General features: G+C 73.7%; 10 protein-coding genes and 1 pseudogene. 5 read left to right on the top strand and 6 right to left on the bottom strand.

All coding sequences use genetic code 11. The annotated features are described in order from the left end of the window. Positions 1-4: 4 nt before the first annotated feature. The 5 genes from ABZ261_RS05855 to ABZ261_RS05835 all read right to left on the bottom strand — a co-directional run bounded on the left by ABZ261_RS05855 (position 5) and on the right by ABZ261_RS05835 (position 6,725). Positions 5-2,035, bottom strand: coding sequence for an N-6 DNA methylase (locus ABZ261_RS05855; RefSeq protein WP_356855704.1), 2,031 nt, complete (start codon positions 2,033-2,035; stop codon positions 5-7). 250 nt (positions 2,036-2,285) lie between these two features. After that, positions 2,286-4,724, bottom strand: a complete 2,439-nt coding sequence (locus ABZ261_RS05850; protein WP_356855702.1) for a SpoIIE family protein phosphatase — start codon at positions 4,722-4,724, stop codon at positions 2,286-2,288. Between the two features lie 379 nt (positions 4,725-5,103). Further along, the gene (locus ABZ261_RS05845) at positions 5,104-5,358 is read right to left on the bottom strand and encodes a hypothetical protein (RefSeq protein WP_356855700.1); all 255 of its coding nucleotides are present in this window, start codon (positions 5,356-5,358) and stop codon (positions 5,104-5,106) included. Positions 5,359-5,365: 7 nt separating this feature from the next. Continuing rightward, the gene (locus ABZ261_RS05840; protein WP_356855698.1) at positions 5,366-5,830 is read right to left on the bottom strand and encodes a hypothetical protein; all 465 of its coding nucleotides are present in this window, start codon (positions 5,828-5,830) and stop codon (positions 5,366-5,368) included. A 349-nt stretch (positions 5,831-6,179) separates the two neighbouring features. Continuing rightward, complete coding sequence (locus ABZ261_RS05835; protein ID WP_356855696.1) at positions 6,180-6,725, bottom strand: DoxX family membrane protein; 546 nt, start codon at positions 6,723-6,725, stop codon at positions 6,180-6,182. A gap of 136 nt (positions 6,726-6,861) precedes the next feature. Between ABZ261_RS05835 and ABZ261_RS05830 the strand changes: the two are divergent. The 3 genes and pseudogenes from ABZ261_RS05830 (at position 6,862) to ABZ261_RS05820 (ending at position 11,204) form a co-directional block, all read left to right on the top strand. Then, positions 6,862-7,054 (top strand): annotated as a pseudogene (locus tag ABZ261_RS05830) (hypothetical protein). 239 nt (positions 7,055-7,293) lie between these two features. After that, positions 7,294-8,517: a serine hydrolase gene (locus ABZ261_RS05825; RefSeq protein WP_356855694.1), complete on the top strand. Its 1,224-nt coding sequence runs from the start codon at positions 7,294-7,296 to the stop codon at positions 8,515-8,517. 1,046 nt (positions 8,518-9,563) lie between these two features. Continuing rightward, a complete protein-coding gene (locus ABZ261_RS05820) occupies positions 9,564-11,204 on the top strand; it encodes an alkaline phosphatase D family protein (protein WP_356855692.1) in 1,641 nt (546 codons plus the stop codon). Here the strand turns inward: ABZ261_RS05820 and ABZ261_RS05815 are convergent. Beyond that, positions 11,191-12,249, bottom strand: coding sequence for a Gfo/Idh/MocA family oxidoreductase (locus tag ABZ261_RS05815; protein ID WP_356855690.1), 1,059 nt, complete (start codon positions 12,247-12,249; stop codon positions 11,191-11,193). The two genes, ABZ261_RS05820 and ABZ261_RS05815, sit on opposite strands and share 14 nt — an antisense overlap. Before the next feature lie 222 nt (positions 12,250-12,471). Between ABZ261_RS05815 and ABZ261_RS05810 the strand changes: the two genes are divergently transcribed. Further along, the gene (locus ABZ261_RS05810; protein WP_356855688.1) at positions 12,472-13,779 is read left to right on the top strand and encodes a multidrug effflux MFS transporter; all 1,308 of its coding nucleotides are present in this window, start codon (positions 12,472-12,474) and stop codon (positions 13,777-13,779) included. Further along, entirely contained in the window at positions 13,719-14,900 is a 1,182-nt protein-coding gene (locus tag ABZ261_RS05805) for a serine hydrolase domain-containing protein (protein WP_356855686.1), read from the top strand. Before ABZ261_RS05810 ends, ABZ261_RS05805 begins: the two co-directional genes overlap by 61 nt. The last annotated feature ends 50 nt before the right edge of the window (positions 14,901-14,950 follow it).

Here is a 14,950-nt window from a genome sequence, read left to right as displayed (position 1 = left end):
CGGGTCAGGTTCGGGGAAGCTGACCCGCGGCCAGCAGGTCCCCCAGTGCCCGGCTCAGCTCCCCGCCCACGTTTTTCATATCGGACAGTTCACGTTCGAAGACGGTGATCTTCCGGTGGATCTCCCCGTACCGCCTCTGCTCCTCCAGCGAAAGCCTTGGAATGTGCAGACGCCGCACGTCGACGCGTGACGTGGTGGACGCGTGGGTGCCGGCCCTGTGTACATTGGCCGGGGCACGCAAGCAGCCGGACAGGAACCACGGGTCGAGGACCGCGGGATTCGTCCGGAGCGCCACGAGCTGGGGCCCCAGGACGGACGGGGCGTCGGTGTCGACCCGTACGTCGAAGTCCCGGGCCAGCACCGAGACGACGACGTCCTGCGATGCTGTGACCGTGAGCGAGCCGTCCTGCTCACCCGCCGCGGCGGCCGACACGGGAAGCCACAGTTGCGCCTGCCCGCCCAGCGGAGCACCCGTGAGGACACGCGCCTCGTCCTTCTGACGTTCCCCACGACGCACCAGCGACTCCGGCAGGCTCTGCCCGGGCCGGATCTCCAGGGCTCCGGCTCGTTCGAGCTCGCCGACGCTGATGAGCGGGACCGTCTCGTCGCCATCCGCGGGGACGAGTGCGGACAGGGCGTCGGCGGTGTCTCGCAGTTCCCTCGTATGAGCGTCGAACCGCGACCACAGGCGCCGGAGGTCGACGATGGTGGCGGCCTGTGTCCGCGGAACACGCCGTGCCGGTGTGAGGTCCACCTGCTCGTCCAACAGGTCGATCACGGGCACCGAGACACTTCCCTGCGTTCCGGCGCCGCTGAGGACATCCATGATCTGCGCCGTCACGGCGGGCCAGTCGATGCCGCCTCTGTCGACGGACACCGGAGGAGCGGCGTGTGTGGTGTCCACGAACGTGACCTCCGTGCGGTCCGCTCCGCCCCGGCCGGCGGCGCCGTCCGCGCACAGGATCCACAGATGCAGCCCGACACCGTAGGGCGGGGCGGCCCCGGGCGGCAGAGCGATCACTGCCCGGAGCACGCCGGACCGCAGGAGACCTGCCCGGATCCGGCGGCCCGCGCGGCGCGCCGCCACAGCGGGTGGCAGCACCAGAACCGCGACGCCACCTGGAGCCAGAGCTGCCACGGCATGTTGAACCCAGGCGAGTTCCGGCTCGGTGCGCGGAGGCTGCCCGTACACCCAACGCGGGTCTGTGGCGAGCTCCGCGTGACCCCAGTCGCGCTCGTTCGAGGGCGGGTCGCAGAGGACAACGTCAACCTGCGCATCAGCGTGTGCATCGGCCCGCAAGGTGTCACCCGCTGCCAGCGAGACGTTGGACAGGTCAGGCTCGGCGAACCTCCCCATCGACAGGCGGGCCCTGGCCAGTTCGACAAGAACCGCGTCGCTGTCCTGGCCCAGGTAGTGCAATCGCGCCGCCGCATGGTCAGTGCCCCACTGCTTTCCGGCTGCGAGAAGCAGCGTTCCTGCCCCGCACGCAGGATCGAGCACGCTCCGCACAGGGCCTGGATGCTTCTGTGCTGCGGCTCTGGCCATGAGTTCGGCCAGTTGCACCGGAGTCGTCGTGATCTGGCGCACGTGCGTCCGGAGCCAACGCTCCAGAAGAAGATCGAAGGTTTTACGCTCCTCGTCCTGCGCTGCCAGCTCGAGAGTGCGTTCCAGAAGGCGGCCGTGAAGCTGATCAAGGCGCGGCTCCGCCCTCGATCTGCCTGTACTGACGCCGCTCTGCCGGAGTCCTAGCTGTGCCACCAGCAGGCCGGTCGTGTCCCGGTCGCCCAAGGCCTCGTACTCGGGCCAGAGCCGGTCGAGGGGATTGAGCGCCGTCTTCAGTTTGTTCTCGCGCCTGAGCCACTCCTCGATCTGCGGCAGTGAGAACTGTGGGCTCGTGTCGGTGCCGCCGACAGGAGAGGGGAAGTTCTCGTACCGTCGTCGCCAGTTGCTGACGGCGGCGCGCCCGACCCCCGCGATGCGCGCGATCTCCGCCAAGGTGACGACAACCGGGTGCGACCCTTCGGTCGTGGACATGACTCCTCCGGAGCTCGTCGCGGCCTCACGCCCCGCATGGATCCGTGATCGCCGGTGCGTGCTGGGCGCATTGTTGACTGAGTTTACGCACATGACGCATGTCTGGAGCCTGGGCCCGCTTGGTCGTGCCTGCTGCAGCGCACGCAGGCCGACGCCTTCGCGGGTCGGTTGGTCGCCACCACCGGCCAGGGGTCACTGCTCACTGGCGGTGTTCGGGCGGCGTAGGTGTTGCGGGACGCCGGCGCCGGGTTCAGCGCGGTGTCGAGAAGTACGGGTCGTAGCCGGGGAGTTGCTGTTCCGTCCAGATGGTCTTGCCGTGCGGGGTGTAGCGGGTGCCCCAGCGGGTGGCGAGCTGGGCGACGAGGAACAGGCCCCGGCCGCCCTCGTCGGAGGAGTGGGCGCGCCGCAGCCGCGGGGAGGTGTTGCTGCCGTCGGTCACCTCGCAGATCAGGCTGCGGTCGTGGATCAGCCGCAGGGTCACCGGTCCGTGCGCATGCCTGATCGCGTTCGTCACCAGCTCGCTGACGATCAGCTCCGTGGTGAACGCGATGTCCCCGAGGTCCCACCGGCCGAGCTGTGCCATCACGTCGCCGCGGACCTGCGCGACCGCCGCGGGGGCCGACGGCACGTCCCACGAGGCGACCCGGTCGCCCGGCACGCCGCGGGTGCGGACCACCAGGAACGCCACGTCGTCGCGGGGGCGGTCGGGGAGCAGTGTACGGACCATCGTGTCGCAGATCTCCTCCAGCGGCCGGTCCGGGTGTGCCAGGGCGAAGCACAGGCGCTCCATCCCGGTGTCGACGTCCTGGTCGGACGCCTCGATCAGCCCGTCGGTGAACAGGGCGATGACACTTCCCTCCTCCACGTCGAACTCGGCCGGCTCGAACGGGAAACCGCCGAGTCCGAGGGGCGGCCCCGGTGGCACGTCGAGGATCTCGACGGGCTCGCTCAGATGGGCCAGACCCGGACTGGGATGGCCGGCGCGGGCGACGCAGAGCTTGCGCGCGATCGGGTCGTACACGGCGTAGACGCAGGTCGCGCCGACGACGACCGGGCTGTCCGAGGCCATCTCCGCCTCATGGGCGAGGCGCAGGACCAGGTCGTCGACGTGGGTCAGCAGTTCCTCCGGCGGCAGGTCCATGTCGGCGAGCGTCTGCACCGCGGCGCGCAGCCGCCCCATGCTCGCGGCCGCGTGCAGGCCGTGTCCCACCACGTCCCCCACCACCAGTGCGACACGTGTCCCGGACAGGGGGATGACGTCGAACCAGTCGCCGCCCACGCCGGCCTGCGCGTCGGCGGGCAGGTAGCGGTAGGCGACCTCGACGGCGCTCAGTTCCGGCAGCACGGGGGGCAGCAGGCTGGTCTGGAGGGCGAGGGCCGCGTTGTGCTCGCGGGCGAAGCGCCGGGCGTTGTCGACGCACACGGCCGCCCGTGCGGCCAGCTCCTCGACGAGCAGCTGGTCGTCGTCGTCGAAGGCGTCCGGATGCTCCCAGCGCAGCAGCGTCACCACGCCGGCGGTGACGCCCCGTGCACGCAGGGGCACGACCATGTGCGAGTGGACACCGATCCGGATCAGCGTGTCCCGGCGGAGCGGATCCGCGGCGAGCCATTTCGTCGACGCGGTGACGACCGCGTCGCGCACGGTCTGGCCCGTGGCCAGGCAGCGGCTCTGCGGCGACTGCGCGGGGTACCGGGCGGGCGTGCCGACCTCGACGATCACCTCGGGGTGGTCGACGTGGATCGACAGGTGGGCGGCGCGGTAGAGCGCGCCGTGAGCGCCGCGGGAGCCCGCGGCGACCTCGTCGGGCGCCCCCGCGTCGTCGAGCAGGTCCACCGCCACGAAGTCCGCGACCTGCGGCACCAGGACCTCGGCCAGTTCCCCGACCGTGCGTTCCAGATCGAGGGTGGTGCCGATGCGCTCACCGGCCTCGTTCAGCAGCACCAGCCGCCGGCGCCTCTGGTCGTGATCGGTGATGTCGACGACGGCCTGGCAGACCCCGAGGGGCGTGCCGGTCGGCGCCCGCAGCGGGAGGGACATGCGCAGTCTCAGCCGCTGCTCCGTGATCGACTGGCTGGGCGTGCCGGGCAGGGGCGCCATGTGCTCGACGGACGAGACGACCTCCCCCGCCGCCAGAGCTTGCCCTGCCTGCCGCTCGCCGGCCTGCGGCGGCCCCGGATGCGGGGCCGGGGCGGCGTCGGGCGAGGCGTCCAGGGCGGCCAGCAGCTTGTTGCGCCATTCGCACCGCAGGTCGGTGTCGAACAGGGCGACACCCACCGGAGACCGGCTCAGCAGCCCGTCCAGCGCCGCCCGGCCCAGTTCCCACCGCTTCAGCGCGGTGGCGGTGCACAGGGCCACGAGCCAGCCGCCGCTTCCCTCGGGCGTCGGCAGGGGACGCACGCGGCACCCCAGTTCCACCTGGCGGCCGTCGTGGTGACCCGCCCAGGTCAGGCCCTCCCAGTAGCCGGCCGGCAGCCGCCCCTCGATCATGCCCACGAGTCCGTCCCGGCCCTGGAACACGGCCGTCACCGGCTTACCGGCCACGTCCGCCGGGGCATGGCCGAGCAGGTGCTCGGCCTCACGGCTCCAGCACTCGATCACTCCAGCCGCGTCCACCGTCACGAGCGCGGCCCTCTCGAGGTCGAACGGATCCGGCATGCCGTCGCCGTTCAGCAAGCCGAACGTGCTCATCGGCTGGTCCCCTCTGCAGGCGGGCCCCGCCCTCAGGTTCTCACACCGACGGCCCACGCGAACCTCCGGCGCCGACGGCCCCGGCGGACGGGAAGGGCGACGGCGTCCGGCGGCGTGCGGCAGCTCCGCGCACGGGGCGGCTCACCGGGACGGCGTTCGGCCGAGACCGGGCCGTCACGCACTGCGCGGCACCGGCCCGCCATCTCCGGCGACGCGGGCCCCGTGCGCTGCCCGCCCCGGCTCACCGCGGCCGGTCCTGCGAGAGCACGGCCGGGCGGAGAGCACCGGAACGCGTTCCCGCCCCGACCGAGGAGTACGCGGCGCGGGCCGCCGCTGATCGCGCCGAGTACGGCGGCGACGTCGCCCCGTCCCCGTGCGCTCACCCGCCCCCGCGCCGCCCGCCCGCCGACCCGGCCATCCGGGACCGGCAGGCCCACCGGGCGAGCAGCCCCGCGGCGACGGCGGTGAGGATCGCTCCCCAGTCGATGACGTGCGGCAGGCCGGGGCAGAACGCGAAGAAGGCCAGCGTGGCGACGAGGCCCCCGAGGAGCGCCGCGATCCCGGCACGACGCCGCCGTGCCTCCCGTGCCTCCCGTGCCTCCTCCGGGCCGGTCCGCTGCTGCTGCTCGACCATGGGGGCCTCACTTCGTGACGTGGTGGCACTGATCGACCCGGCGCACCCCGTTGACGTACAGAAGCGCGCACGCCTTGCCGTGCCGGGGCAGTGTCTGCGGGGAATTGTTGCGCATCGGGTCGATCTTGCACTCGTCGTGCGTCCTCCCGCGCGACGTGCGGTATGTCCGGTTGCCGGTGTCGGCGTAGGTGAAGTCGATGCGCCAGTTGCAGAAGCCGCTGCCGAGGGCTGCGACGAAGGCACAGTCGACGCCGGCGTTCTGGTAAGTGATCTTCCTGCCGTCACCGCGGATGACGTGCGTGAACATGCAGCCCGTCGGCACCTTCATCGTCATGCCGCCGACGCTGTACTGGAAGGTGCGGACAGGGGTCGACCCGATCGCGGTGGCGTGCGCGCCGGTGGGCGCGGTGACGACGAGGGCGCCTGCCGCGGCCAGCGTGGTGATGAGGCGCGTGACGTGGTGACTGGCCAAGGGTTCCGCCGGTGGTCTCCTGATGAGTACCTGGGACAACCCGGTCGATCGGCGTTCGGTTGTCGGCTGCGCCGTGATCGGCCGCCATCGAGTGATCAGAGGCGCGGCCGCTGACCGGCAGAAAGGTGGCTGAGACGCCGCTGCCGGTGGCGACGGTGACTGGGAGCGGCGTGTCTTCGACGCCTTCATGCCTCACCCGACGGTGAGTGCGCGGGATGTCGCCACAGACCCTTGCGCGGACCGGGGATCGCCGCTGCCTGCCGTGCCGTCGAGCCGCGATCTCGGTCGCCTCGACAGCCCTGCCGGGCGCACTCCCGCTCGCGGGACCCCACCGGCAGCGTGCCCTCCGTCACTCCTCGAACAGCGGCTCCTGTTCGCCTTCCCTCCTCGCGCGGACGCGTCGGGTGCGGGCGCCGATGACGACCGCCGTCGCCGCCGCCGTCACGCCGAGTGCCGCCGGGACCATCCAGCCCCGGTCGAAGAGGTGACCGAGGGCGTGGTCGAGGGAGAGGCGGCCCGGGCCGGTGACGGCGAGGCCGGCCGCGGCCAGGCCCAGGCTGGCCGCGTACTCGTAGCCGCCCTCCTGGGCGAAGAAGCCGTTGGGCAGGTGGACCGCCGCCGCGCCCGCCATCGCCCCGGCCGCCGCCGCGCCCGCCGCCGGGGTGGCGAGGCCCAGTGCCAGCAGGGTGCCGCCGCCCGCCTCCGCCAGGCCCGCCGCCGTGGCGCTGGCCTTGCCGGGGGCGTAGCCCACGGACTCCATGAACCGGCCGGTGCCCTCCAGGCCGTGCCCGCCGAACCAGCCGAACAGCTTCTGGGCGCCGTGCGCGGCCAGGACCCCGCCGGTGCCCAGACGGAGCAGCAGCAGGCCCAGATCGCGTCGGTCGTAACAGCTCACGGTGACTCCCCGGCAGGCAGGCGTACAGGTCCCTTCCGTGTCCTCACCCTCGCACCGGTGACCCCGGCCGGCCTGTCCTCGTCGCCGTTCGGGTGGCGGGTGCGGGGGAGCCGGGGAGCCGGTTCGAACGTGCGCCATGACGATCCAGCCGGCCAGGCTCCGTGAGCCGGCGGTCCGGGCCCTCGTGAACGCCGCCGACTCCCAAGACCGCGCCCGCTTCATGGCGTTCCCGCTCCCGCAACGACGCCTGGGGCGAGACGCGCACCGAGTGGGCCTTCACCGCCGGGGACGACGGGCTCATCTCCCGGTTCGAGACCGGGCAGGCGTGACCACGGCGCACAAGGAGGGGAAACGCGCGGGAGCCACGGCGGCGTGCCGACCGCGCCCCGGGAGGCGCACGGCGGCCGTGTCAACGGCCGTCGTCCCGGCGGTGGTAAGTCCCCGCCGCCCCAGCGGCGGACGTCGGGACGCCGGTGCGCACCAGCGTATTTTCATGAAGCGGCAAAGTCCTTGGCCTGTCCACCCTCCTGCGTAGGAACGCCAGTTCGGCGCGGTGTACGGTCCCCGAGTGCGTGAAAGTTCCCGGCTCAGCCGGCGTGCCGTCCTCGGGCTGACGGCCGCCGCCCTGCCCCTGTCCACGGCCCACGAGGCCTCCGCGACCACGGTCATCGGCGGCGAGCGCCTCGCCCGCCCCGGAGTGCAGGTGAGCCGTGCCTCCGGACTGCCCGAGAAGCTCACCGCCCGCGCGTGGCTGGTCGCCGACTGCACGAGCGGCGAGGTGCTCGCCTCGTTCAACGCCCACCGGCGGCTGGCCCCCGCGTCCACGCTGAAGATGCTGTTCGCGGACACCCTGCTGAAGAAGTTCGACCGCACCCGGCGCTACACCGTCCGGGACGCCGACCTCGCCGACGTCCCGGCCGGCTCCAGCCTCGTCGGCATCAAGCCCGGCATCACCTACACGGTCGAGCAGTTGTGGCAGGGCGTGTTCCTGCGCTCCGGCAACGACGCCGTGCACGTGCTCTCCCGCATGAACGGCGGCATCGCCCGCACGGTCGCCGAGATGCAGGCCAGGGCGGTGGACCTGCAGGCCCTGGACACCCATGTGGTCAGCCCCGACGGCTTCGACCACAAGGGTCAGATCTCCTCGGCGTACGACCTCACCCTCTTCGCCCGCCACGGCCTTCAGGACGCCGACTTCCGCCGGTACTGCGGCACCCGGACCGCCGACTTCCCGGCGGGCGGCAAGAAGACCTTCCAGATCCAGAACACCGACCGCCTGCTGACCGGGGCGTGGGGCCTGAAGACGTACGAGGGTCTCATCGGCGTCAAGAACGGCTACACCAGCCACGCGGGCAACACCTTCACCGGCGCGGCCACCCGCGGCGGGCGCACCCTCCTGGTCACCGTGATGCACCCCGACGCCGGCGGCAACGCCGTCTACGAGCAGACCGCCGCGCTGCTGGACTGGGGTTTCACGCAGGGGAGTTCGGCACGGCCCGTGGGCACGCTGGTCGATCCGCTCAGCGAGGGCGGGGCGAGCGTGGCTCCGGCGCCCACCCGGAAGTCGGTGCATGCGGCGGCCGGCGCGCCCGGCGTGGGGTCCGGCGGCGGCTCGGCGCGGTACCTGGCGGGGGGTGCGGCCGGGGCGGCGGCCCTGCTGGGCGCCGGCGTCTGGGCCGTGCGCCGACGCCGGGCCCGAGCGGCGGCCGACTCCGGGGGCGCCCGGCGGGAGACCGCGCGGGGCACGGCGCGCGACACCGTCCCGGACAGCGGGGACAGCCAGGGGAGCTGAAAAGCCCGGCCGATCGCCCGGCCCCGGCGCCTGCCGGCTGTCCGTCCGCGGAAGCTGGGCGGGCCGGGCGGCGAGCCGAGCATCCGGCAGCCGGCCGCCCGCCCACGGGACCTGGATGACCGGACGATGCGTGCGACCGCCGCAGCGGCCGTCGAACACGGGGAGCCGTCCGTGGCGGATTGGGTCGGATCGGGTCGGATCGGGCGGTGTTCCAACCTCAAGGCGAGCCGACGGCACGCGCGGCCCCCGGCACCCGCCGGGCCCGCATCGCGAGCCCTCGGTGCGACGCCGTCCGTCCGACGCGGGTTCCGTCGCCCGATGTGCGCGGCGGTCGTTCCGCCCACCGGTGCGCACCCCGCGATCGCCGCGGGGCCCACCCCTGACTCCGGTTCGGCGGAACGACCGCCGCCGCCCCCCTCGGAGTGGCTGCGGAACTCCCGTGTGTCAACTGTGAAGCTCTGATGAAGAAGAGTTGAGCACACTCGCGCGAGCGGCCGCAATACCGCGGACGGTCAAATTCCACTTGTGCGGGCGCGAAGCCGGTCGCGGGCCGGTCCGATACGCGGCCTCGCAGCGCCGTCACCGGCGCCGGCTGCGCGTCCGCCTCCGGCGGCAACTCGGCTCCGCGCCGCACCAGTCCCGCGCCGCCTCGGTCGCACCCGTCACCGGCTCCGGGGCAACCCGGCGCCCCCGCGCCCGCAATCGAACTCCCGCAGTCGAGCGGCCGTAGTCAAAGCCTGAGCCGAGCGCCCGCAGCCGAGCACCCCCGGCCCAAGCATGCAGCCGAGCGCCCGCAGCCGAAGAAGGCGATGCCGCACCCGTGTCCAGGGGCCCGCCGGGCACCGCACCGCCCGCCGCACACCGCACCCACACCGCACACCGCACCGCACACCGCGCACCGCATCCGTGCGCCCCGTCGGCGCGCGACTGCCGGAACCCGTCATTCCGCCACCCGAACGTCACGCCCCCGCCAGGCGGCTGCCCCGTCGAGGTTGTTATGGGCCTGTCAACTACCCCCTGGATCCATCGCGACAGGGGAGGACCGGATGACACCCGCAGCACACCCGTCCCAGCACGCCCCAGAACTCCGCGCCGCCGCCCGCCACATCGGCCGGCGCCGCTTCCTGACCGCCACCGGGGCCGCCGCCGCGCTCGCCTTCGCCGTGAACCTGCCCGCCGCCGGCGCCGCGGCCGCCGCCGAGTTCGACGCCCGGAGGATCGCCGACGACCCCTTCACCCTGGGCGTGGCCTCCGGCGACCCGCTGCCCGGCTCGGTGCTGCTGTGGACGCGGCTGGCCCCGCAGCCGTACCAGCCCGACGGCGGGCTGCCCGCGCAACGCGTCACCGTGCACTGGGAACTCGCCCACGACGAGGGCTTCCGCCGGATCGTCAGACGCGGCACCGCCCACGCCCACCCCGAGCTGAACCACAGCGTCCACGTGGAGGTGCCGCACCTGCCCGCCGACCGCGTCTTCCACTACCGCTTCCGCGCCGGCGACTGGGTCAGCCCCACCGGCCGCACCCGCACCGCCCCGCCGCCCGGCAGCCGCCCCGCCGCGCTCACCGTGGCCGCCGTCTCCTGCCAGGCCTACGCGGACGGTTACTACACCGCCCACCGCCACCTCGCCGAGGACGACGTGGACGTCGTCTTCCACCTCGGCGACTACCTGTACGAGTACGCCGTCGACGCCACCGGCAACGCCCGCGGCTACACCGACCGCACCCTCCCCGCCCACTACAACCGCGAGACGGTGACGCTGGAGGACTACCGGCTGCGCTACGCCCTGTTCAAGTCCGACCCGGACCTGATGGCCGCGCACGCCGCGCACCCATTCGTCGTCACCTGGGACGACCACGAGACCGAGAACAACTACGCCGACGACGTGCCGGAGGACGGCGGCCCCTCCGAGGAGTTCCTGCTGCGCCGCGCCTCCGCCTACCGCGCCTACTGGGAGAACCAGCCCCTGCGCCGCCCGCAGCGGCCCTCCGGCCCCGACATGCGGATGTACCGGCGCCTGCACTGGGGCCGGCTCGCCCAGTTCGACGTCCTGGACACCCGTCAGTACCGCTCCGACCAGGCCTACGGCGACGGAGCCCAGCTGCCCGGCCCCGACATCGACGACCCGGCCCGCACGATGACCGGCGAGGCGCAGGAGCGCTGGCTGACCGACGGCTGGCGCCGCTCGCGGGCGCTGTGGAACGTCGTTCCGCAGCAGGTCGCCTTCTCCCAGCGCAAGCTCGACCTCAACCCGGTCGCCAAGCTGTCCATGGACGCCTGGGACGGCTACCGCGCCTCCCGCCGCCGCATCCTCGACGCGGTGCGCTCCACCGGCATCGACAACTTCATGGTCCTCACCGGCGACGTGCACGTCGCCTACGCCTTCGACGTCAAGGAGGACTTCGACGACCCGGCCTCCCGCACCCTGGGCACGGAGATTGTGGCCACGTCCGTCTCCAGCGGCAAGGACGGCGCCGAGAAGCCCGCCAACTGGAACACGTACATGACGGCCAATCCGCACATGAGGTTCTACAACGGGCGGCGCGGCTACGTCACCGTCACGCTCGGCCGGGAGCACGCCCGCGCCGACTTCCGGACCGTGCCGTACGTGACCCGGCCGGGCGCGCCCGTCGCGACCGCCGCCTCCTTCGTCACGGAGGCCGGAAAGCCGGGCCTCACACCGGCGTGAGCCCCGTACCGGGGGCCGCGCCACCGGCGGGAGCTGCCCCGGTGCGTCCCGCCTCGCCGGGATAGCGCACGCCGACGCGGTCCCGGATCGCGTCCAGCGTGCGCATCACCGCGAGCGTGCCCTCCAGCGGCACCAGCCCGGACTCCTTCTCACCCGCCCGCAACGCCCGCATGACCTCCCGCGCCTCGTGCCGCAGGCTGGTCCGCGGCCCGTCCGCCGGATCGGCGGCGAACTCCTCGGGCTCGCGGCCGTCGCGGTGCAGCACGAACCGGTCGGGGTGGAAGAAACCGGACGGGACGTCGATCCGGCCGCGCGAGCCGGTCACCGAGGCGGTGACCGCCGTGCCGCCGGTGATGGAGCAGTGCAGGGCGGCGAGCGCGCCGCTCTCCCAGGAGAGCACGGCGCCCGTCTGGAGGTCGACGCCCTCCGCCGACAGCACCGCGCTCGCGGCGATCCCGTCCGGCTCGCCCAGCAGCAGGTGCGCGAACGACACCGGGTACACGCCCAGATCGAGCAGCGCCCCGCCGCCCAGCGCGGGGTCCCGCAGCCGGTGCGCGGCCGGGAAGGGGCCGGCCAGCCCGAAGTCCGCCTGCACCGTGCGCACCTCGCCGATCGCGCCGTCGTCCACCAGCGCCTTCAGCCGCCGCACCAGCGGATTGCAGTACATCCACATGGCTTCCATCAGGAAGCGGTCGTGCTCCCGTGCCAGCGCGACGAGTTCCTCCGCCTCCCGCAGGTTCAGCGTGAACGGCTTCTCGCACAGCACGTTGCGGCCCGCCTCCAGGCACAGCCCCGCCGCCGCCCGGTGCACCGCGTGCGGAGCGGCGACGTACACGACGTCGACGTCCGCGTCCGCGGCCAGCGACTCCCAGTCGCCGTAGGCCCGTTCCACCCCGAACCGCTCGGCGAACGCCCGGGCCGACTCCCGGCGGCGCGAGGCCACCGCCACGATCTCCGCGTCGGGCAGATCCACCAGATCCGCCGCGAACGCCGCCGCGATCCCGCCGGTCGCCAGGATCCCCCACCGCACGCGCCGCTCCGCCATTCCCCGCCCCGCCCTCGCTCACGTGTGCTTCAGCAGTGTGTACGAGCTGAGAGCATAGGTGCCGGTCACGTCGGTGACACCGATGTCAGCCGGCCGGAGAACCAGGGTGTTCGGGACATCCAAGGACACTTGGGCCGCTCGGGCCGCTCGGGGCGGTCGGCGCGGTCAGGGAGCGAGGACGGCCGGACGGCTGGAACAGCCGGAACAGCCAGGGAGGGACACATGCCGGAGCACGCGGCGGCACCGACGCCGGAACAGGACCAGCGGGGCGCCTGCGCGGCGTCGCCGGCCCCCGTCCCGCGCCGCACCGGATCCCTCGTCACCTTCCTCCTCGGCGCTCTCACCGCGACGACCCCGCTCGCGATGGACATGTACCTCCCCTCCCTGCCGCAGGTCACCCGCTCGCTGCACGCCCCCGCCGTCACCGTCCAGCTCACCCTCACCGCCTGCATGGCGGGGCTGGCCCTCGGGCAGCTCGTCATCGGGCCCATGAGCGACCGCTGGGGCCGGCGCCGCCCGCTGCTCACCGGACTCGCCGTGTACCTCGCGGCCACCGCCCTGTGCGCCGTCGCGCCCACCGCGCAGACTCTGATCGCCTGCCGGCTGGTGCAGGGCCTCGCGGGCGCGGCCGGCGTGGTCATCGCGCGGGCCGTCGTACGCGACCTGTACGACGGGGTCGCCATGGCCCGCTTCTTCTCCACCCTGATGCTGATCTCCGGGGCCGCCCCCATCGTCGCGCCGCTCGTCGGCGGCCAGATCCTCCGGGTCACGGACTGGCGGGGCGTCTTCGTCGTCCTCACCGTCGTCGGCGCGCTCCTCACCGCCCTGGTCTGGCTGCGGCTGCCGGAGACCCTGCCGCCCGCCGGCCGCCGCGCCGGGGGAGTGGGCGAGGCCCTGCGCGCCATGCGCGGCCTCCTCGCCGACCCGCCCTTCACCGGCTACATGCTCGCCGGCGGCTTCGCCTTCGCCGCGCTGTTCGCCTACGTCAGCGCCTCGCCCTTCGTCGTCCAGGAGATCTACGGCGCCTCCCCGCAGACCTTCAGCCTGCTGTTCGGGCTCAACTCCGTCGGCCTGGTGGCCGCCGGGCAGGTCAACGGCAGGCTGCTGGTCGGCCGGGTCAGCCTGGACAAGGTGCTCGGCACGGGCCTCGCGGTGATCGTGCTCGCCGCGACCGCGCTGCTGCTGATGGCGTCCGGCGTCCTCGGCGAGACGGGCCTCGTGCCCGTCGCCGCCGCGCTGTTCGTCCTCATGTCCGCGATGGGCATCACGCTCCCCAACGCCCAGTCCCTCGCCCTGCTGCGCACCCGGCACGCCGCCGGCTCCGCCTCCGCGCTGCTCGGCACCTGCTCCTTCCTCGTCGGCGCGGTCGCCTCCCCGCTCGTCGGGATCGCGGGGGAGCGCACCGCCGTGCCCATGGCCGTCGTCCAGCTGGCGGGAGCGCTGGTCGCGGCGGCCTGCTTCGTGGGAATGTGCCGTCCCTGGACCGCACGGGCCGCCACCCGTGCGGGGTCGGAGGGAGACGAGAACTGAGCGCACCCAGACTGCGCGCCGACGCACCGGAACGGGCCGGGCTCGACCCCGTCGAGCTCGGACGGCTGGTCGGCGAGCTGCACGCCCTCACCGCCGGCGACCGCCCCTGGGCGGCCGGCGCCGTCGTGCTGGCCGGACGCGGCCCCGTGATCGCCGTGGCCGAGGCCTCGGGCTGGGCGGTCCGCTACGCCTCCTGCGACCCCGACACCGGGGCCGGCGTCGAACTGCCGCCCGCCGCGCGGGTCCCGGCCACCGTCGACACCCCCTTCGACCTGGCCTCCCTCACCAAACTGTTCACCTCCGTCGCCGCCGTGCAGCAGATCGAGCGCGGCACCCTCGGCATCGACGCCCGCGTCGGCGACTACCTGCCGGAATTCGGCGCCGCCGCCGCGTACGGCGTCACCGTACGGCAGCTGCTCACCCACACCTCCGGGCTGCGCCCCGACCTCCCGCTCCACGACTGCCCGGACGACCGGGCCCGGCTGGAGCTGCTGCGGGCCGAGGCGCCGACCTCCGAGCCGGGCGTCCACCGGTACTCCGACCTGAACATGCTCCTGCTCCAGTTCGTGCTGGAGCGCATCACCGGCCGCACCCTCGACGTCCTCGTCCAGGACGGCATCACCCGGCCGCTCGGCATGACCTCCACCGCCTTCGGGCCCTGTCCCGGCGCCGCGGCCACCGAGGACCAGCGGCGGCCGTGGGCCAAGGCTGACCGGGGGATGCTGCGCGGCGTGGTCCACGACGAGAACGCCTGGGCGCTCGGCGGGGTCGCCGGGCACGCGGGCCTCTTCTCCACCGCGCCCGACCTGGCCGTCTTCTGCCGCGCCCTGCTCGCCGGCGGCGCCTACGGCCCCGCGCGCATCCTCGGCCCCGACTTCGTGGAGCTGCTGTTCACCCCGCCGGGACTGGGCTTCGCCCTGGACCAGCCCTGGTTCATGGGCGAGCTGGCGGGCCGCGGCGCGGCGGGCCACACCGGCTTCACCGGCACGTCGCTGGTCCTCGACCCGGCGACCGACACCTTCCTCGTCCTGCTGGCCAACACCGTCCACCCCCGACGCCGCCCACCCGACAGCCGGCCGAGGGCGAGACTCGCCACCCACCTGGCCAGAGCAGTGATCTGACCCCGACCCCGGCCCACGACCCGCGGCCGCTTCGCCCGTGCCCGTCCGCG

Source organism: Streptomyces sp. NPDC006193, from assembly GCF_040613915.1.
In the GTDB taxonomy this organism is placed as follows: Bacteria; Actinomycetota; Actinomycetes; order Streptomycetales; family Streptomycetaceae; genus Streptomyces.
The sequence above is the reverse complement of the archived record's forward strand: the minus strand, read 5'-3'. Positions and strand labels throughout refer to the sequence as shown.

Coding starts and splice junctions, on each gene's coding strand:
- ABZ261_RS05815 (WP_356855690.1), bottom strand. CDS start 12,249: ATGGCGGAGCGGCGCGTGCGGTGGGGGATCCTGGCGACCGGCGGGATC.
- ABZ261_RS05855 (WP_356855704.1), bottom strand. CDS start 2,035: ATGTCCACGACCGAAGGGTCGCACCCGGTTGTCGTCACCTTGGCGGAG.
- ABZ261_RS05820 (WP_356855692.1), top strand. CDS start 9,564: ATGACACCCGCAGCACACCCGTCCCAGCACGCCCCAGAACTCCGCGCC.
- ABZ261_RS05810 (WP_356855688.1), top strand. CDS start 12,472: ATGCCGGAGCACGCGGCGGCACCGACGCCGGAACAGGACCAGCGGGGC.
- ABZ261_RS05845 (WP_356855700.1), bottom strand. CDS start 5,358: ATGGTCGAGCAGCAGCAGCGGACCGGCCCGGAGGAGGCACGGGAGGCA.
- ABZ261_RS05850 (WP_356855702.1), bottom strand. CDS start 4,724: ATGAGCACGTTCGGCTTGCTGAACGGCGACGGCATGCCGGATCCGTTC.